Source organism: Mucilaginibacter sp. P2_D11 (assembly GCF_056404435.1).
This window is the reverse complement of the sequence record NZ_JBFUEA010000005.1, coordinates 15,375-34,589: the sequence shown is the minus strand read 5'-3', so window position 1 is coordinate 34,589 and position 19,215 is coordinate 15,375. Positions and strand designations below refer to the sequence as shown.

At 48.7% G+C, this 19,215-nt stretch carries 22 protein-coding genes; 10 read left to right on the top strand and 12 right to left on the bottom strand.

Annotated features, from left to right (window positions below):
- Positions 1-28: 28 nt before the first annotated feature.
- The 3 genes from AC1DXC_RS08695 to AC1DXC_RS08685 all read right to left on the bottom strand — a co-directional run bounded on the left by AC1DXC_RS08695 (position 29) and on the right by AC1DXC_RS08685 (position 4,043).
- Positions 29-988: a hypothetical protein gene (locus tag AC1DXC_RS08695; RefSeq protein ID WP_477458759.1), complete on the bottom strand. Its 960-nt coding sequence runs from the start codon at positions 986-988 to the stop codon at positions 29-31.
- A gap of 86 nt (positions 989-1,074) precedes the next feature.
- Entirely contained in the window at positions 1,075-2,481 is a 1,407-nt protein-coding gene (locus AC1DXC_RS08690) for a serine/threonine protein kinase (protein WP_477458758.1), read from the bottom strand.
- A 173-nt stretch (positions 2,482-2,654) separates the two neighbouring features.
- Positions 2,655-4,043: a serine/threonine protein kinase gene (locus AC1DXC_RS08685; protein ID WP_477458757.1), complete on the bottom strand. Its 1,389-nt coding sequence runs from the start codon at positions 4,041-4,043 to the stop codon at positions 2,655-2,657.
- Between the two features lie 221 nt (positions 4,044-4,264).
- Between AC1DXC_RS08685 and AC1DXC_RS08680 the strand changes: the two genes are divergently transcribed.
- From AC1DXC_RS08680 to AC1DXC_RS08665, 4 genes are all read left to right on the top strand, one after another.
- On the top strand, positions 4,265-4,936 hold the full coding sequence (locus AC1DXC_RS08680) for a response regulator transcription factor (protein WP_477458756.1): 672 nt from the start codon (positions 4,265-4,267) through the stop codon (positions 4,934-4,936).
- Positions 4,937-4,941: 5 nt separating this feature from the next.
- Positions 4,942-6,306: a HAMP domain-containing sensor histidine kinase gene (locus AC1DXC_RS08675; RefSeq protein ID WP_477458755.1), complete on the top strand. Its 1,365-nt coding sequence runs from the start codon at positions 4,942-4,944 to the stop codon at positions 6,304-6,306.
- A gap of 131 nt (positions 6,307-6,437) precedes the next feature.
- The gene (locus AC1DXC_RS08670; protein ID WP_477458754.1) at positions 6,438-6,941 is read left to right on the top strand and encodes a hypothetical protein; all 504 of its coding nucleotides are present in this window, start codon (positions 6,438-6,440) and stop codon (positions 6,939-6,941) included.
- 40 nt (positions 6,942-6,981) lie between these two features.
- On the top strand, positions 6,982-7,905 hold the full coding sequence (locus tag AC1DXC_RS08665; RefSeq protein WP_477458753.1) for a bestrophin family protein: 924 nt from the start codon (positions 6,982-6,984) through the stop codon (positions 7,903-7,905).
- Positions 7,906-7,948: 43 nt separating this feature from the next.
- Here AC1DXC_RS08665 and budA read toward each other — a convergent pair whose 3' ends face one another.
- Entirely contained in the window at positions 7,949-8,731 is a 783-nt protein-coding gene (budA, locus tag AC1DXC_RS08660) for an acetolactate decarboxylase (protein WP_477458752.1), read from the bottom strand.
- A gap of 483 nt (positions 8,732-9,214) precedes the next feature.
- On the opposite strand from budA, the gene AC1DXC_RS08655 reads away from it, so the two are divergent.
- Positions 9,215-10,015: a DUF3822 family protein gene (locus AC1DXC_RS08655; RefSeq protein WP_477458750.1), complete on the top strand. Its 801-nt coding sequence runs from the start codon at positions 9,215-9,217 to the stop codon at positions 10,013-10,015.
- Positions 10,003-10,545, top strand: coding sequence for a 16S rRNA (guanine(966)-N(2))-methyltransferase RsmD (gene rsmD, locus AC1DXC_RS08650; RefSeq protein ID WP_477458749.1), 543 nt, complete (start codon positions 10,003-10,005; stop codon positions 10,543-10,545). The genes AC1DXC_RS08655 and rsmD overlap by 13 nt, the downstream gene beginning before the upstream one ends.
- Positions 10,546-10,671: 126 nt before the next feature.
- Here rsmD and AC1DXC_RS08645 read toward each other — a convergent pair whose 3' ends face one another.
- The gene (locus AC1DXC_RS08645; RefSeq protein ID WP_477458748.1) at positions 10,672-11,421 is read right to left on the bottom strand and encodes a DeoR/GlpR family DNA-binding transcription regulator; all 750 of its coding nucleotides are present in this window, start codon (positions 11,419-11,421) and stop codon (positions 10,672-10,674) included.
- 61 nt (positions 11,422-11,482) lie between these two features.
- Between AC1DXC_RS08645 and nudK the strand changes: the two genes are divergently transcribed.
- Positions 11,483-12,061, top strand: a complete 579-nt coding sequence (gene nudK / locus AC1DXC_RS08640; protein ID WP_477458747.1) for a GDP-mannose pyrophosphatase NudK — start codon at positions 11,483-11,485, stop codon at positions 12,059-12,061.
- Entirely contained in the window at positions 12,058-12,444 is a 387-nt protein-coding gene (locus AC1DXC_RS08635) for a DUF4406 domain-containing protein (RefSeq protein WP_477458746.1), read from the top strand. The genes nudK and AC1DXC_RS08635 overlap by 4 nt, the downstream gene beginning before the upstream one ends.
- Positions 12,445-13,020: 576 nt before the next feature.
- Here the strand turns inward: AC1DXC_RS08635 and AC1DXC_RS08630 are convergent.
- The 4 genes from AC1DXC_RS08630 to AC1DXC_RS08615 all read right to left on the bottom strand — a co-directional run bounded on the left by AC1DXC_RS08630 (position 13,021) and on the right by AC1DXC_RS08615 (position 15,475).
- Positions 13,021-13,506, bottom strand: a complete 486-nt coding sequence (locus AC1DXC_RS08630) for a pyridoxamine 5'-phosphate oxidase family protein (protein WP_477458745.1) — start codon at positions 13,504-13,506, stop codon at positions 13,021-13,023.
- Positions 13,507-13,743: 237 nt separating this feature from the next.
- A complete protein-coding gene (locus AC1DXC_RS08625; protein ID WP_477458744.1) occupies positions 13,744-14,346 on the bottom strand; it encodes a DNA-3-methyladenine glycosylase in 603 nt (200 codons plus the stop codon).
- Entirely contained in the window at positions 14,343-14,999 is a 657-nt protein-coding gene (locus tag AC1DXC_RS08620) for an alpha/beta fold hydrolase (protein ID WP_477458743.1), read from the bottom strand. Before AC1DXC_RS08620 ends, AC1DXC_RS08625 begins: the two co-directional genes overlap by 4 nt.
- Entirely contained in the window at positions 14,999-15,475 is a 477-nt protein-coding gene (locus AC1DXC_RS08615; RefSeq protein WP_477458742.1) for a GAF domain-containing protein, read from the bottom strand. Before AC1DXC_RS08615 ends, AC1DXC_RS08620 begins: the two co-directional genes overlap by 1 nt.
- Before the next feature lie 73 nt (positions 15,476-15,548).
- Here AC1DXC_RS08615 and AC1DXC_RS08610 point away from each other — a divergent pair, with 73 nt between their 5' ends.
- Together AC1DXC_RS08610 and AC1DXC_RS08605 are read left to right on the top strand one after the other, a co-directional pair.
- Positions 15,549-16,307 (top strand): DUF3291 domain-containing protein, encoded by a 759-nt coding sequence (locus tag AC1DXC_RS08610; protein ID WP_477458741.1) that lies wholly within the window; start codon positions 15,549-15,551, stop codon positions 16,305-16,307.
- Between the two features lie 70 nt (positions 16,308-16,377).
- Entirely contained in the window at positions 16,378-16,626 is a 249-nt protein-coding gene (locus AC1DXC_RS08605) for a hypothetical protein (RefSeq protein WP_477458740.1), read from the top strand.
- Positions 16,627-16,846: 220 nt separating this feature from the next.
- Here the strand turns inward: AC1DXC_RS08605 and AC1DXC_RS08600 are convergent, their stop codons facing one another.
- The 3 genes from AC1DXC_RS08600 to AC1DXC_RS08590 form a co-directional block, all read right to left on the bottom strand.
- On the bottom strand, positions 16,847-17,587 hold the full coding sequence (locus AC1DXC_RS08600; protein WP_477458739.1) for a Dph6-related ATP pyrophosphatase: 741 nt from the start codon (positions 17,585-17,587) through the stop codon (positions 16,847-16,849).
- Between the two features lie 208 nt (positions 17,588-17,795).
- Positions 17,796-18,482, bottom strand: a complete 687-nt coding sequence (locus AC1DXC_RS08595) for an SIR2 family NAD-dependent protein deacylase (protein WP_477458738.1) — start codon at positions 18,480-18,482, stop codon at positions 17,796-17,798.
- 120 nt (positions 18,483-18,602) lie between these two features.
- Positions 18,603-19,181, bottom strand: coding sequence for a DUF6580 family putative transport protein (locus tag AC1DXC_RS08590; protein WP_477458737.1), 579 nt, complete (start codon positions 19,179-19,181; stop codon positions 18,603-18,605).
- Positions 19,182-19,215 lie beyond the last annotated feature (34 nt).

Genomic DNA, 19,215 nt, shown 5'->3' with positions numbered 1-19,215 from the left:
GCCGATGGATAATATCTGCGACATGCCTTTACGATTTAAACAGGTTTAAGCCAATAATACCATTGAGCAATATGCGCGAGTTTACCGGCAATTCTACCCATTTGGGCGCGTTGATGTCGCTGGTGGGTACGGCCATTTCGTTCAGCGTGGTCATCTCGCCGAAAGAGGCGAGGTAAAACTTGCCGTCCGCTTTGTTGAAACGCACCTGCAAATGAGGCGTGTTTACCCATTCGCTGGGTATCTTGAATATGTTCTGCTCATCGCGTTCCTCGTCGCTGCCCGATACGATGATATCGTCGTCCTTCATCAAATACTCAACCTTTTTGCCGGCGTATTGTTTATCGGGGATGATGGTCTCGAAGCGGGCGAGGCTCTTCTTATCTGTCTTGATAGCTTCTTTCTCGCTGTACTCCAAATCCTCCTGGTAAGGTATCTCAAAATAGCCCTCGCTGTAGTAGATGAAGCCCTTCAGGATATCCTGGTTCACGTCGAAAGTTTGGGCTATACCCGTTTGGCGCGGGATAAAGGTTACGCGCAGGTTTTCTTCTTTTTTGGCTGGCTGGCTGTTATCGGGCAATAGTTTACCCATAAAACCTTTATCTCCACGCTGATAATCGGGGTGCGACACCAGCCTGAACACCCATTTAGAACCTGATGGTTCTACCTTTTTGCCTGCCAGGCGGTATTCCTTCAATATCTCGTAAAACCTCTTTACGGTTTCCTGTACGATGAGGCCGAACAGGCCCTGCTTGTTTTCTACGAATTCCTTATAATCCTCCGCATTGAAGCTGATGATGAACTCATGGTAAAACACCACGCGCTCTCCGAAGGAAAGCTCCTGTATGGATTCCCTGAATTTTTCTACGATGTAAGCGTAAACGCTATTGGGCGTAAGCGGCGGTATCTTGCCCGCCACGCCGCTGCTTTCCTTTGTCAGGAACCAATCCTGTATGCCTATACGTTGCCAAAAATTTGGTTTTGATTCCATTTGTATGTAAGATTCGAATATGATTACTGAACATAAAATGTGTACGGATGTTTTTTATGTGCAGGTATAATTAAATGTTTTGTTTACTACGGTTTGGGCGTGTCTACACGTGGTGTATCCGTTGCTTGAAGCCCCTTATCTATAGTATTTTCAATAGTTGCGTTCCGCACACTGTCTTCAACGTGTTTGATAGAGTCCCTGATACGCTTTCTCTCGTACGCATCATTCGCGGGCAAATCGTTTTGCTGGTTAGTAGGGGTCTGAGAGGGAGTATCGGCAGGCTTTTTCAGCGAATCCTGCGTGGTTGTTTTAGGCAGGCGTGCATCCTTTTTATAAAACGCCGCATATACCGAGAAACCAACGAACAACACCAGCAGGGCCACTAAAGCATTGAAACCGAGTTTCGATACTGTTATTTTCGATTCGTTATCAGGTACTGCTAACGACCCATCCTCCTCCGGCTCGGCAGACAAGGCGGCTTGCAGCTCCGATACTTGTTGCTGAAGCTTTTTGTTCTCGGCCTTCAACGCATCGATATTGGCTTTAGATACACCCCCTATCCCGGTACCTACCGTGCCGGTAGATGCCGAAAGGCTTCCGGCAACGATGGCATCGTGTAGTTCCTGCCCATCGGCAAAGCGGTCTTCGGGTTTCTTTTGCAGACATTTGTTGATCAGTTTTACGAGCCAAGCCGGCACCTGCATTTCCTGCCGCATCTTTGCCTCGGGCCATTCCTCGGGCAGGTTCAGTTTACGGGCACGTATTGCATCGGGTACTTCTGCTTCCATATGGCCCAGCATTACGGCATTACGGCCGCTATCGCCCTCGCCGGTAAGCGGGAAGGGTACTTCGCCGGTCAGCAATTCATAAATAATGACCCCGTAACTGTAAACATCGGTCTGCAACAGCATCTTGCCCTCGTGCTGCTCTGGTGCCATAAACTCCACCGCGCCAGCGTGGCGTATGCTGCTCCGGCGTTGTTCCTCGCTCATAATAGCCAGGCCAAAATCAAGCAGTACGTAGTTGCCTGTGTGGATATTGTATTTTACATTGTTGCTTTTGATGTCGCCATGCTTTACGCCTACTTTATGGCAATGTGCCAGGGCGCAGGCCAGTTGGTCGGCCACTTTGAGCAATTCTTTCAGGGCGAATATCTTTTCGTGCGGCGGGGCCAGGAGTTCGTTGAGGTCGGGGCCATCGATGTATTCCATCTCAATGAAAGGGAAAGAGCCGCTCTCGGTAACGCCCGAGCTTAATATCTTTACGATGTTGGGGTTAGGTATCTCGTTTACCTTTTGCAGCTTAGCTACCTCGTTCTGGAAGTTGCGGTAATTCTTATCGTCGCCGCTTTCGGTGTGGATAGGTGTCGGTATCAGCTTTACTGCCGAATAGATGGTACCCGTTCGCTTGCCTTTATATACGGAGCCCTGCCCCCCGGTGCGCAACGCGCCAAGGTTTTCTAGCCCCTCTGCTATGGTAAATACTTTACTCATTTATGGTGTTAAGATTTCTGCCGACCGTATAACGGCAAGCCTGCTTTGAAATTACAATAAAACAGCCGCTTTGTTGTGTATAATGCAAAATTTTACGCCATGAAGATACGCTTTGGCTAATTACCCCCGCTTTGTTTCGTGCTAAAAAACAACCTGCGGCAAGTTTTTGTAAACTATTTTTTTGAAGCAAAAATGCTTCTTATAATAGTTAATACCAGGTTCATCAATTTAACGGCTGATGGGTTATGCCGGTACACCTGCCACAAAAATATGGTACTGAACAGCAATGCTCCAAGCGCGACCAAAATGCTGTAAAGCGCGCGCCTGGATATGTATATTTTAGATGGGTGCGCCAGCAGCTCGGTGGCCTGTAGCTTATCTATAGCCCCACGTATATCTTCGTTGGCTGTGCTTCGGTTCTTGCCATTGTCTCGCAGCAGGTCGTTAAGGCGGCTGTGGTGCAGTGTCACCTGGTCGTGCAGGTAGTAGGCTTTATTTTCATCGGCAAGGGCTTCGGGCGGGCGGGCATCGTAAAGCAGGATCATTTCAGATATCAACCTGTCCTGCAACTGGTTTTTGATCAGTTGCAGCTTTAATGCCCATTCCAGTTCGGCAGAGCTATCGGTTGCCGCGGCAACCGGCGCAATAGCGTCAACCCTGGTTTGGTGTATAGAGAGGGCATCGTACAGTTCCAGTGCATCGGCATACCTGTCGCTCGGTTTCTTTTGCAGGCATTTCTCTACCAGCTTTAGCAACCAGCCGGGTACCTGCATTTCCGCAGCCTTCTTCGAGTCCGACCATTCCTCCGGTAGGTTTCGTTTCCGTTTATCCAATACATCAGGCACGGGTGCTTCCATATGCATCAACATAATGGCGTTGCGGCCGTTCTCGCTGTTGCCCGATAATACGAATGGCACCTCGCCGGCCAGCAATTCGTACAGGATAATGCCGTAGCTGTAGATATCGCTTTGCAGCAGCATTTTGCCTTCGTACTGCTCTGGTGCCATAAACTCTACCGCACCTGCATTGTGCATGCTGCTGCGGCGCTGTTCTTCAGTCATGATAGCAAGACCAAAATCAAGCAGCACATAGTTGCCGGTATGGATATTATATTTTACGTTATTGCTTTTGAGGTCGCCATGTTTTACGCCAAGGCGATGGCAGTGTGCCAGGGCGCTGGCCAGCTGATCGGCTACTTTGAGTACCTCTTTTAGAGTGAAAAGCTTTGGATGGGGCGGCAACAGCAGTTCACTCAGATCTGGCCCGTCTATAAATTCCATCTCGATGAAGGGGAAGGAGCCGCTTTCGGTAAGGCCCGAGCTTAATATCTTTACGATATTGGGATTGGGTATCTCGTTTACCTTTTGCAGCTTGGCCACCTCGTTGCGGAAGTTGCGGTAATTCTTATCGTCTTCGTTTTCGGCATAGATGGGCGTTGGGATGAGCTTCACGGCCGAATAAATGGTACCCTGCCGCCGCCCCTTATAAACCGAGCCCTGCCCGCCGGTACGCAAGGCACCCAGATTCTCTAAACCCTCGGCAATGGTAAATACTTTGCTCATTTATGGTGCTAATATACTGAACGGATGGCTGTCTGAATCAGGATTTACAGAATTAGAGAATTTTCAGAATTAAAATTGCAATGTGGCTTTTCTCGACGTTTAGAGATGCTTAGTTATATTCTGTTCATTCTGAAATCCGGAAAACGGCGAAGCCTTCTTGAGCACCAATAAAAATCGATTACAGCGAAAACTTCTGATTCAGACAATTTATATTTGCCCCAATGAAGATACTGTTGATAGAAGACGAGGCCAGGCTGGTATCCATCATCCAACGCGATTTAAGCGCCGAGGGGCACGAACTGAGCGTTGCGCTCGACGGCACAACCGGCCTGCAAATGGCGCTAAAAGCAGATTTTCAACTCATCATATTGGATATTATGCTGCCCGGCATCAACGGTATCGAAGTTTGCCGGCAGCTACGACAGGCCAACACGCAGGCAGCTATTTTGATGCTTACCGCACTAGGTACTACCGAAAATATCGTAATCGGCCTGGATAGCGGTGCCGACGACTACATGGTAAAACCCTTTAGCCTGGCCGAACTGAACGCCCGCATACGCACCCTTGCCCGTCGTAACGGTGGCAACGCCCCCGCCCCCAACCTGCTGCAGGTGGACGATCTGGTTATCAATACCGACGAACGCTCGGTAACGCGCGCCGGTAAAACCATCGAACTCACGGCTACCGAATACCGCCTGCTGGAATTTCTGGTGAAGAATCGCAACCACATGCTGTCGCGCATTGAGATACTCGAGAACGTTTGGAACATCGATTTCAACATGGGTACCAACGTGGTAGATGTGTATATCAATTACCTGCGCAAAAAGGTGGATAAAGATCGTGAACCCAAACTGATACATACCGTGGTTGGCATGGGATATATCTTAAAATAACGTAAATGAGCATCCAACGGAAAGTAGCCCTTTTATTCCTGGCCCTTACGGTGGCCATCATATCCATACTGAGCGGGGCTATATTCTACTTCGCGCACCAATTTACCTTCGAGGATTTTTACAAGCGGTTGGAAGCGAGGGTAAACATCTCGGCGCAAATATACCGCCTTAACGACAAGGACAGCATCGGCGTTTATAAAGAAGTACGGCAACGTTACCTGGAAAAACTCACCTCCGAAAAACACTACATGCTAAAGCCCGCCGATTATACAAACGGCCATTCACTAAAAGGCGTACCAGCCGAACTGGTGAAGAGCATCATCGGCGATGGCCAAACCCGCTACAAAACCGACAATGTTTTTTACGCGGGTAACATCTTTAAATTTGCCGATGGGGATGTGATGATCATTGTATCGGCGACAGACCCCTATGGCTTAAATGAGCTGAACAACCTGGAACATGTATTACTAATAGGCTTCGTGTTATCGGTTGTTGTGGCCTATCTTATCGGCAAGCGTTTCTCTTACCTTACCTTTCAGCCGGTACGCAAGATCATCAAACGGGTAAATACCATTACGGCCAGCAACCTTCACCTGCGGCTGGAAGATTACGACGGCAAGGACGAGGTAGCCGAGCTTACCCAAACCTTCAATAACATGCTCGACCGGCTGGAGACCGCCTTCGAAACGCAGAATAACTTCGTCAGCAATGCTTCGCACGAATTACGCACGCCCCTGGCCGTGATAAAAGGCGAGGCAGAACTTGCCCTGAAAAGCCTGGAGAAACCCGGTGCCGACACCCGCAACACCCTAAGCGCGATACTCACCGGGGCGCAAAGCCTGCAGGATATCATTACCAGCCTGCTTGGCCTGGCCCAAACCGGTTTCGACGGTAAGAAGCAAAACTGGGAACTGATACGTGCCGATGAACTCATCTGGCTGATAAAAGAAGCCGTGGACCATATCATCCCCGATAATAAGCTTACCATCGATTTATCTGCGCTACCGGAAGAGGAAGAACGCCTTCTATTGATGGGCAACCCCAACCTGCTCAAGCTGGCCCTGAGCAATATTGCACTTAATGCTTGCAAATACTCCGAAAACAAACCCGTAAGCCTGAAACTAATCGCAGAGAACAAAAGCGTTGTCTTCAGCATACAGGATGAAGGTATCGGCATCCCTGAGGGTGACGTGCAGCATATCTTCGAGCCATTTTTCAGGGCCTCCAATACCGGCAAATTCGAAGGGCATGGTGTGGGGCTTCCTCTAGCCCTCAACATCGTGCGCCTGCATAAAGGCAGTATTGCTATCGCCTCTAAGGTTGATAAAGGCACGACCATCAGGGTGATGCTGCCGATGAATGTGGCCTAAAAAAACGTAGAGACGCAAAATTTTGCGTCTCTACAAGACTTTTTTTAAACTCTAATCAGTTTCTAATCCTCCTCTTAAACGGTTCTAATACCCGGTGCCGACTATTGTATCAAACAATAAAAAACATCGCTATGAAAACCACGAACATCCTAATCCCAACTGATTTCAGTTTAACATCGTTGCAAGCCATACCCGCTTTGATGCAGCGCCAGCCCGGCAAAAAGTTCAACATACTGCTGGTGAATTTTTTGGGACTGTCTGACTCCATCTCCGATTTGCTCATGCTATCGCGCCGCAGCCGCGAGTACGAACACATTACGCAAGAGTTTATGGACGAGTGCAACCGCCTGGCTGCTCAATACCCCAACCAAATAGACAGCCTGCAAACCGAGTTCTTTTACGGCAATACGGTAGCAGTATTCAAGAATTACCTGGAAGCAAGGGAGATTGACCAGATAGCCAAACTGAAAGATTATAACTGCACGCTGCTCACCTCAAACAGCTACGAGCCCACTCAACTGCTGGAGCGCAGCAAATACCCTGTATTAACCGTGCAGCCGTTTACGCCCTCGCCGCAGCGCGCCAAAGCAAAGGCCCTCCACACCATTGAAGAGCTGGAATGGCAGGAGTTTTAAGTCAGTCCAAACATTTATACATCATCTAACAAAAAACATTATGCTATTAAAAGATAATATCCCCGTTACCTACCTGGTAGGCAAAATAAAAAACGAATTACTGCTGATAGCGGCCTATGCCGTGGCTATCGCGGCATTCCACTACTTTTTTCCGCAGTTCCGTATCTCCATACCTATTGCGGTGCCGGCCATACTGGCTACTATAATATCGCTGCTACTGGCCTTCCGCTCTAACCAGGCTTATGACCGCTGGTGGGAAGCCCGTGGCCTGTGGGGTGCCATCGTGAATGACTCTCGCTCGCTTACGCGCCAGCTGATAACCTTTTTAGATGCCGGCAACGAGGAAGAAGAAAACTTCAAAACGCGTTTCGTGCGCAGACAGATAGCCTGGTGCTATGCGCTGAGCCAATCACTGCGCGGGCAAAACTGTTATATCCGCAGCATCGATTTTTTGGTGGATGAGGAGGTAAAATTCAGCCGACGCTATACCAACGTGCCCAACAGCCTGCTTAAGCTGCATGGCATGGATACCCAACTGGCCCATAAAAATGGCTGGCTGAACGATTATCAGCAGGTAGAGATAGACCGCACGCTCACCCGCCTGTGCGATGCCATGGGCAAATGCGAGCGGATAAAGAACACCATCTTCCCATCTACCTACAGCCTGTACATCCATTTTTGCCTGTACCTGTTTATTACGCTGCTGCCTTTCGGGCTTATCGAGTTCTTCGGCATATTCGAGGTGCCGTTGATTATCGCCATAGCCGCCGCGTTTTTACTGGTAGAGAAAATGGCCATCCACCTGCAGGATCCTTTCGAGAACAAGCCTACCGATACGCCCACCACGGCCATATCGCAAACCATTGAGCGCGACCTGAAAGAAATGCTGAACGACAGCCAAAAAGAAACTGTACCGCATCTGAAGCCCGCACGTGCCGAAGAGAAGGTGTTTTATATTTTGTAAATACCCTTCAGTAGTGACAGCTCTGCCGGCATCGGCGGGGCTGTTATTGTTTTATCTGCGTTTCGGCTTTAAGGGCATCACCTTTTTTGACGGTTTTAAAGTCGAAATTCATGAAGTCGCTGTCTTGCGGAATCTGTATATCGATGCCTTGCAGCACGGCAATCTCTACCTTTACTTTAGTGACTGCCATATCCGTCATGTGGCCGCCCTTTTTCATATCGGCAGATAGGAAATGGAAGTGGTAATCGGCAATGGTAACGCTGCTGAGGTATTGCGGCAGCTTAAAGCCGATGAGTGTTCCGCTAATATTAGGCATGGTAAAGAAGTGCTGCCGGTCTAAAATACTCGCGAGCGGCAAAAAAGGTTCTTTATCGGCTTTTGGAAAAGCACGCGTTTTCACCACGCTGAAATCTCCGCTAATGCGGATGGCGTAAAGGCCGTTGGTCTTGTGAAGATATTGGTCTATCTGGCCGAACACCGTTTTCTTATCCGCAGGCGAGTTGATGTAGAATGCCGTATCTGGCTTAAAATTGGTAGATAGCACCAGTGGTATGCGCGCGGTATCGGCCATCAGGGTAGTCTCGCCGGTGGCACGGGTTTGGTAGGCTTTGCACTTGTATATGATTAGTTCGCCATCCAGCACATCCGGTGCGCCAAGGCCGAAATCGCCATGAGGCAGCATCTCTTTTACGGGTAATGTTCCATGGTAAAGCCCGGCCAAAAAAGCATCGGCAATACCGTATTGATACATATAATTGTATTTTTTTTGCTGCGCGGAAACTTGCAGGGTAAGCAAAGCGCAAAACAAGAGGAAAAGGATTTTCATGGGCGGGTTTTTATGATTGCCCAATATATCCAAAATAGGTAAGGTTACGAAACGGTAAAAGGCCGGTGCGGAAGACTGTTTTTTTTTAAGTGTTCCACTTTAAATGTGAAACACTTATTTTTTAATTACAATGATAGTCAGCACTTTACGGTTTTTCATGGAACACTTTGGAACACCCATGCTCTTTAGATAAACTACACAATTATCTTATTATTAATAGGTTATAAATTTAGCATAAAAAATACATTTTAATGAAAGTGGAACACCTATAATTGACACACCCTATGCCGTCCTGTATCGGGTTTACCCTTCGGGTACTTAGTCCCATTACGGGTTTACATCCGGCGCCGCTGCCGGCTATCTCAAAAAAATCCATTTAAAACCTCCCTCTCTATTTCAGCCAGGCAGCCCTCCTGCCCAAAAAATCCTCTCAACTATCTTAATTAAGTAAGCCGAAAATATATTACTTTTGTTAAACCCTGCATGAGCGAGCACAACTACAAATACACCGACGAGCAACTTAACCTTAGCGAGGCTGCTGATTACAATTTGTTGTTACAGATTGACCCGCATAGTTTCAGCTATGCCATTGCCCACGATAAAAAATTACTGGCCTGGGCCGAAAACTGCCCGCTGGCCGAACTCGCCACGCCGCAGCGGTTACGCGAAGTGCTTACTGCCGACTATAAAAAAGTTGTAACCGGCTTAACCGCGGGCGGCTTTACGCTGATGCCCGAAAGCTTATTCGATAATGAATACGCCGCCAACGTTGCCCGCCTGCTGGATGTGCAGGAGAACGATATGGTGTACGCCCAACCACTGGACAGCAAGAACACCATTATTTATAAAGTAGAGGAAGCCGCAGCAGCATCTCGGGGTACTTTCAAAAACGAAACCATTGTTTACCGCGCCAAGGGATGGATTCAGGCTATTGCCAGCAACTACCCCACCAGTACAGATTTGTACCTGAACATAGAGAATGGCGTGGTCGAGATTTTGAACTTTACCTACAACGGGTTGCGTTTTTATAACACCTTTGCCTACAAGAGCCACGAGGAACTGGCGTACTTTGCCGCATTCGTTGCCGATGAACTGGGTCTGACGCCCGAAAAGCTAACCTTAGTGCTCAGCGGCGACATCAACGACTCCGACAAGAGCTTCACTTACCTGGCCGAATTTTTCGGCATTGTGCGCATCAATGATATCAAGGTGCTTGTGTTACCACAGCAGGTGATCCCGCATAAAATACTGAGCCTTGCCGCTTTATCGCTATGCGCATCATAGGCGGCCGATTAAAGGGCTTGCGGCTTAACCCGCCAAATAATCTGCCCGTACGCCCTACCACCGACCTGGCTAAAGAGGCGCTTTTCAACATCCTGCTTAATCAAATTGAATTTGAAGATATCACCGTGCTGGATCTTTTCAGCGGCACCGGCAATATATCTCTCGAGTTTGCTTCGCGAGGCGCAGCGCAGGTTACCAGTGTGGACCGCAGCCAGCAATGCGTTTTTTATTTAAAGGATACCAGCCGCCAACACGGCCTTACCCAGATACAGACTTTTAAGGCCGACGTATTCAAATATCTGGATATGGAGACCGAGCAGTACGACCTGGTATTTGCCGACCCACCTTACGACCTCAACAAAATCCCCGAGATACCCAAAATCGTTTTCGATAAGCAACTGCTGAAACCAGGCGGCCTGCTGATAGTAGAGCACCAGTCGCTGCAGAACCTAAGTAACCACCCCGCTTTTGTGGAGCAAAGAAAATACGGGCATTCCTCGTTTTCGTTTTTTAGGGCGGCGGAAGAATAAACTTATCCGTCATGCCGAACTTGTTTCGGTACCCCACACGGCAGGTAGCCATTATGCAAAATGGCTGTGCAAGGTCGCTACTTTTATGATGGGGTGTTGAAACGAGTTCAACATGACGTCTGACTATTACGCCGTCCGCAGCACCTTTACCCCTTGCTCTTCATACCCTTGCATCGCCTCTTCACCGGCGTTAGTAATAATGGCATCCACCATATCCAAACTGCCAAAGTTCAAGTATGTTTCGCGGCCTATCTTGCCGGCATCGCAAAGCAGGTAGGTGTATGCGCTATTGGCGGCAAAGGCGGTAGTAATGCCTGCTTCTTTTTCGCTGTTGGCGAACAGCCCGTTGAGGGAAATGCCATCTACCCCTAAAAAAGCTTTGGTGGCCCGGTAGCGGGCAATATGCTCGTTGGCTATGGTGCCATGCATGGCCCGGCGGGCATCGTCCAGTTCGCCGCCGATAATGTTGAGGCTAACCCCGCTATCCTGAAGTTCATAAATAACAGGCAGCGAATTTGTTATCACCTTTATCCTCTTGTTCCTGATGAACTGGCACAGCCGGAAAACCGTGCTGCCGCAATCCATAAAAATAATATCGCCGTCCTCTATCTGCGCGGCGGCTACCCGGCAAATGGCGTCTTTGACTTCAGCGTTCTGCGCGGCTTTATTGACGAAGGCATGCGGCCGCTCCTGCGGGTTAACCTTTACGGCCCCGCCGTGGGTACGGTACAACAGGCCATCGGCAGCGAGTTGGTTAAGGTCGCGCCGGGCGGTAATTTCGGATATGCCTAATTCGGTAGCCAGCTTTTTGATGTCTACCTCGCCCTGGGCATCCAGTTCTTCAAAAATTTTTTGCTTCCTTTTTTGAAAGTTCATTTTATTATTCGGTAATTTGTTCAAATATAATCATTATCAATCAAATTCGTTCAAATTAAAAATGGACAATATCAACATCCTTAAAACCGAGATACTCTCCAACAATTGGTACACCCTTAAAAAGGTAACCTTTGAAGGTACGCAAAAAGACGGCAGCGCCATAACCCAGGTACGCGAGGCTTACGACCGCGGCAATGGTTCGGTTATACTGCTATACAACCCTAAACAAGGCTCGGTAATACTTACCAGGCAGTTTAGGCTACCTACATATATCAATGGCAATGAGGATGGTATGCTGATAGAATGCTGTGCCGGCCTGCTGGACGATGACAACCCCGAGGAATGCATCCGCCGCGAAACGGAGGAGGAAACGGGCTACCAGATCCGGTCTGTACAAAAGGCATTCGAGCTGTACATGTCGCCCGGTTCGGTAACCGAAATTCTTTATTTTTTTGTGGCCGAGTACGATAGCGACATGAAAGTGAATGAAGGCGGCGGCGCGGCAGACGAGCATGAGAACATCGAAGTGATGGAACTACCCTTCTCCGATGCAATGGCTATGATTGCCAACGGCGAGATACGCGATGCCAAAACCGTTATCCTTTTACAATACGCACAAATCAATAAGCTCTTATCATGAAGAAAGCCTTAACCATCCTCATCGCCGGGCCATACCGCTCGGGCACTAACGACGACCCCATCCTGATGGCTCAAAACCTGCAGCGTATGGAAGAACCTGCATTGGCATTGTTCCGCGCCGGGCATATCCCAATCATTGGCGAGTGGTTCGCGCTGCCGCTTTTGAAACAGGCGGGCTGCAAATACGCTGGTGACGAAATTTACGAGGAGATATCCTACCCCATTGCCCGCCGGCTGATCACCCGATGCGATGCCATCCTAAGGATTGAAGGTGCATCAAAAGGTGCCGACGGCGACGTAGCCTTTGCAGAAAACCTGGGACTGAAAGTTTATTATGATTTGGAAGAATTGCTGTTGGATATAGAGAAAAATATCGAACACTGAATTTCGAATGATGAATAATGAAGGGGAAGGAGAGCTAAAAATGCTTCACGATTTGCCTGTTAAAGTTTTGACTGATAATATTTTATAAGGTTTATCTAAACATAGATACAGCGTCATACCGAACTTGTTTCGGCACCCCACGCGGCAGGTTACCACCATACAAGGCGACTTAGCATTTGGCTACTTTTGTGATGGGGTTCTGAAAAAAATTCAGAATGACGTTTCTATTAAAATTCAATACACCAATCGTCATGCCGAACTTGTTTCGGCACCCCACACGGCAAGTCAACGGCATGCAAGTGGGCTAGCCCAGTGGCCACTTTTATGATGGGGTTTTGAAACAAGTTCAAAATGACGTTTCCATTAAAATTCAATACACCGATCGTCATACCGAACTTGTTTCGGCACCCCACGCGGCAGGTGGGCGGCATACATAGCGGATAGGCATAGTGGCGACTTTTATGATGGGGTGCTGAAAAAATTTCAGCATGACGGGTGTTTTATTTTCCGTAACCCAAGCTCGAATCTTCATCATTCAAAATTCAGCGTTCGGTATTCGATATTCAAATAACCCTTCTACATCTCTATCGTCCCATCTGCCCGATGGCCGGTTATGCCTGCCTTTAGCATGGTGAACAGCACCACCATGCTGCTGCTATCGCTGTCCCAATACTCGGCATCGGTTGGCGTAATTTTCAGGAGGATGAGTGCCGGGTCGTCGAGTCCGCCCGGAAAGAAGGCGCTTACGAAGGGATTCCATAATTTTCCCATCAGTGGCCTATCGTCCACAAATTCGGCTTCGCCTATGATGCTGAGGTAGGTGTGGTTCTTCGGGTCGGAGTACGTAAGGGATATGGAGTTTTCTACGGATATCTCGCTGGCTTTCTCGGAGTGCTCGTTGGTGAAGAACCAGATATTGCCTTCGACATCTACATCTGCCGTGCCCATAGGGCGGCTATTGAAACCACGCCCCGCACTGTATGTGGTCAGCATGGCGATTTTGACTTCGTTGATCTCGTCGCGGAAGTACTTCAGGTTTTCGGTAGTAGGGTGTGTGCTCATCTCATTCAGCAATTGGATGAGGTATATACGCAGGAATGAGGTATTTGTTAGGGTTGTTCGTGAAAAATATCGGATTGCTGGTTTGCAGGGGTTTCCAACGGCCAAGGACTAAGCCCCCGCGCACCTGTACAGGCCCACAAAACGCCACCTAAGGCATCAAAAATCATTTAACAGCCACGAACACACCCGAACCACTTCCGCCCGCCACAGGCCTTAATTCACCACCTGGAGGAAATCTTATTTATTGGGCTTGCTCACAAAAGCATTCCCGCGCAAATAAAACCTGTACGGCAGCAGCGCATCATCCCCGGCGTAATCCACGCCGATACGGGGCCCTGCGGCCACCTCAGAGGTATCAAAATGCAATCCGCGATCTTCGACCCATATCATATCACTTTGTAGGCTACAGGCGTTTATTTTGCGCGATATACCCAGAGCCTTCGCAACAGAGCCGGGGCCGCGGGTGATATTGGGTTTCAGGTTATCCATATTGCGGCGTTGCATCATCTCATCCAGCCCGTCGGTAGGTACGATGGCACGGATGAGGATGGCATGGGGCTGGCCCGCTACCGAGGTTACGATGTTGAACATCTCGTGGATGCCGTAGCAAAGGTACACGTAAGCAATGCCGCCTTGCTCGAACATCGTTTTGGTGCGAGGCGTAATGCGGTTTCCGTACGAATGGGAAGCTTTATCTATGATGCCGTTATAGGCTTCTGTTTCAACAATGTATCCGCCGGTAGTTACACCATCGATACACGTGAAAAGATATTTGCCGATAAGGTCGCGGCTGAGGGCCACAACGTCGCTGCTTAAGTAATATTCCTCTGGTAGCTTCATGGTTTTTTCAGGATACCGGCCAGCAATTGGTTTATCTCATCCGCCCTATCAAACACCATGATGTGTGTGCCGCCCTTGATGATAGCCGTTGGGTTTTTGATTTTCTCCCAGGGGAACACCTGGTCCTTGTCGCCGATGATGTGGTATAAGTTGGCAATCGGCTCGGTATTGTTGAAATACAAGACCGCATGCATGGCCCATTTCAAAAAAACGGGCGAGGATTTACTCAGCATGCTGTTGAACAAACTCCGTTCATCGGCAGACATCTTGCCGAATATCGGCCCCGCCAAAAAACCAAGCTTATTGAACAGGGTGCCGGGGATGGGTTTGTAAATGGGCACATAGCGCAGGAAGTTAAAATACCAGGGCGCTTCATCGGCGGTCTTGATACTTGATATCAGGATCACCTTGGCGAGCTTTACCTCCTTGGCAATTTCCACTGCGATCATCCCACCCAGCGAATCGCCGATAACAATCGAGTCATCAGCGATAGCGTAGTGGCTTACAAGCTTTTGTGCGTAGGTGGTTAAAGTATCCATTTCCGCAGGCGCTATCCAATCGGCGGGTACAGCCTCGTAACCTTCGGGCAAAATAATATTTTGGTACAGGCGCGTATCCGCACCCAGGCCGGCAATCAAAAACACCTTCGCCATTAAAATTTAATCAGCTTTACAATTTCAGCCAGGTACTGCGCGTCGGTCTCGTCAAACTCCGCAAGTTCCGAACTATCCACGTCCAGCACCCCTACTACCTCGCCATCTTTAAACAGCGGTAACACGATCTCCGAGCGGGACAGCGAACTGCAGGCAATATGCCCGGGGAACTCCTCCACGTCGGGCACGATCAGCGTTTCAGCCTGTGCCCATGCCGCACCGCACACGCCCCTGCCCTTGCCTATCCGCGTACAGGCCACCGGCCCCTGGAACGGGCCAAGCACCAACTCATCGCCCTTCACCAAATAGAAGCCCACCCAAAACCATTTGAACTGTTCCTTTAGCGCGGCGCAAACATTCGCCAGGTTGGCCACCAGATCAGGCTCGCCAAAAAGCAAAGCTTCAATCTGCGGAATGAGCGATTTATATTGTTCGGCCTTATCTGCCGAGGCGGTTATTTTAAGGTCTTCTGCCATGGTGTAAAAGTAAGTAGCAAGGTGCAAAACTAAATAAGCCTAATCTCATATTTAATATTTTATTTCGCGGTAGATGATCGTTAGCCTCACCATTATACGTTACCGAAAAAGCTTCGTGCCCTTTGCCCTGCTGGCCATGGCCGTACATCGCCTGCCTATGGCTATGCAGGCCGGCTGCAGCTTTTGGAAACTGCTTGGCTCGGGCCGCAACGGCACCTTCGACCTGCAACCCGACTGGCAGCAATGGGGCCTTTTAGCCGTATGGGACACCCGCGAAGATTACGAGCAGTTCCGCCGAGAATCCTTCGTTTGCAAGTGGTGGAAAGTGCTGGGACGGGAACAATGGACGGTACTTTGCCGACCGGTGATGAGCCATGGAAAATGGGATGGCAAGGAGCCCTTCGGCAAACCGGACGCTAAACCAGGCACGGGGCCAATGGCCGTGCTTACCCGGGCTACCATCAAAACCAGTAGGCTGAAAAACTTCTGGAGCCATGTGGATGAGGTAGCACAACTGATGACGAAAGCACCAGGTTACATCACGTCCATCGGCGTGGGCGAGGCGCCTGTTTACCGGCAAGCTACCTTCTCTGTTTGGGAGAGCATGGAGCACATGAAGACCTTTGCCTATGGCAGCCAGCAGCACGCAGAGGTCATCAAAAAAACGCGCAGCGAGGGCTGGTACAGCGAAGAACTTTTTGCCCGTTTCGCCATCATGGAAAGTAACGGAACATTGAATGGGAGGAACCCGCTGGAAGGAATTGCGGATTGCGGAATTTCGATTTCGGATTTGCCACAAGAAAGAAAATTAGACCTAGAAAACAAAGAATGACTTTACAAAAAATCAACAATAAATATTCGCTTAAATCCGAAATCTCACATCCGAAATCCGAAATAAAAAAATGAGAATAATAGCAGAACTACCGCACCCCGAATTCAAGATATCCATCCTGAACATGAACCAAAAGTTCATCGTGAAGATTGAGAAGGGGAGCATGGAGCAGAGTTACAAGATACCCGAAATGGACCTGACCGATGGCGTGAACAGCGTGTTCGAATTGCTCGACGAGGAATTTTTAAAGACCGTTGCCGCCCGTTTTGCCGATATGCTGAAAGATTATCGCGAAGCATTCTATAGGTACAATTACTAATCAGACAAACGCACTTAAATTGCTGTAAATTAACACTTTAATTTTGTAAAAACAGTGAAACAGAATTTAATTTGGCAAAATAGCTCGTTTTTACCGTCAGAAGTCGCCGTTATTTAAATAATATATTTATCTAAGTTTATATAAAGTGCTGGTAAATAAATAATTTATCAATTACACGATAATTAAATTTGGCACTTAAAATTGCCAAATAAATGGGAGGTTAAGCGGGTAAAAGGTCGATATACCAGAAACCGGAGGTTTTTTTATCAGTATCCTTCACGCAGCTATCGCTGGTATTTTCAGGGGCTTTGTATTCCTTAAAAACCCGCTCTCCTGTTTTGTAGCCTATCGCCTCTTTGAAGATCGGCCCCTTAAAAGTAAAGGTATGGAACTCGCCATTTTCGCCGCAAACGTCTACCCCATCGGGCAAATCGGCGATGAGCCCTTCCCCCATTTCCTGCCCCAAAAATACCTCCAGCCGCTCTTGCACGCAGGCGATAACCGTACCAAAACCGAGGCCTAAAAACTCGTCGATAAGCTCGCGTGTATCGCGTTTCCAGAGGGGGTAAATACCGGTTAGGCCCACCTCGGCAAGACGCGCATCGCGGTAGTTTTTGAGGTCCTCCAGGAAGATATCGCCGAAGATGGAGTGGGTTATCCCCTCGCTTTTCAGGTGCTCCAGGTGGCCGCGCATGATGTTGTCATAGGCCTCCATACCCGGCATTTCGGGCAGGCGGATGGGGTACAAAGGGATGCCGATTTGGGCGGCCTGCTGCTCCAAAAGTTCGTTCCGAACGCCGTGCATAGACACCCTATCAACGGCATCATTAATGGTGGTGACGAGATAGCGGATGTCGATTTCGGGGTTGTTAAGACAATGGTAAAGGGCCAGTGTGCTGTCTTTACCGCCGCTCCAATTGAAGATGCATTTTTGGTTCATAGTTGATGGTTCATAGTTCATGGTAGCTCCGGTTATTGGTTCATAAATGATGGTTCATAGTGCTTGGATAATGGTCCATTCGGATGATTAATAGGCAATAAAAATGGCCTAAATCGGGTGCGGATATTCGAAAATCAAAGTCATTTTTCGCAACAATCCTCCTTCAACTTAACACTTCCAACGGCCACATCTTACCATGAACTATCATCCATGAACCATGAACCATCATCTATGAACTACTCATCAATTCCTCCACCAGCATGGGCACGCCTACCGTTGCTTTGTAAGGCATTTCTACCACCCGACTGCCCGATGATACCGGGATATTCGGATCGATGATGTAACGGGTTACCTGGCGCGGAACGTAGTTGATAAGGCCTGCCGCAGGGTACACGGCAAGGGATGTACCCACCAAAATGAAGATATCCGCATCGCTGCAAATGCGTGCTGCGGTCTCTATCATAGGCACTGCTTCACCAAACCAAACCACATGCGCCCGCAGTTGCGAACCTAGCTCGCAGGTCTCCCCCATCTTAATTTCCCAGCCATTTATGGGGTACGTAAGCTTCGGATTCAGGCTCGATTGCGAGCGTGTGATTACGCCATGCAGGTGTACTATATTGGTAGATCCGGCGCGCTCGTGGAGGTCGTCTATGTTCTGGGTAATGATGGTTACGTGGTACTTTTCCTCTAGTTTTGCCAAAGCAAAATGGGCCGCATTGGGCTGGGCCTCCAGCACCGATTTGCGGCGTTCGTTGTAGAATTGCTGCACCATTTGAGGGTTGCGGGCCCAGGCTTCGGGGGTGGCAACGTCTTCGATATTGTACCCTTCCCACAGGCCGTCGCTGTCGCGGAAGGTCTTCAAACCGCTCTCTGCGCTGATACCCGAGCCGGTAAGGATGACGATGTTTTCCATAATTTGGTGTTATTTTTCTCTTAAAAAACCTTTGAATTTCTTCAAAAATCTTTAGAAATCTTACAAAAAAAGGGCGGTTTTGCACAAACAAAACCGCCCCTAAAATATCGAAAATAAACGCTAAAGCGCCAGTTGTTTTTTGTCTTGCAATATGGTGTATTTGCTTTTAGCCAATTCGAAACCGCCGAAAAGGATGGTGCCGAAAAGCAGGTCGCCGTAAACCATGTTCATTTCAAAAGGGATAGCAGCCGCCAAAGAGGTGCCATAACCTGCCAGTGTGTGCGGGTAAAAAGTGCCGTACAACCAAGGTAGGTCCATCACTAACCAATGGATAAGAACCGACACGATGCCGGCCAATGCAACGTTCAACACGTTCACCTTTTTAATCAGGCTGCCCACAAATATCATCAGCGCAAAGCATCCGTACATATAAACATCGCTGCCGCTAAACAAGGTTATTTGGCCGGTAGGAGAATACAAATAGTTGATTGGGATATTGCTCAGGAATATCGATACCAATACCACCGCGTAGGCTTTCCACTTATCGGTAAAGTAGGCACCGCCAAACAGCGCGATGGCACCCAGCGGGGTAAAATTGCTCAGCCATTGGAATTTGAACGTAAGCAAACGCATAGCTACCGATGCGATAATCATCAGGATAAGCACGGTATTGCGGGTATTGGTTTTTTGTAATGACATAGCTTTGTATATGAAGCAAATTTATTGATTATCC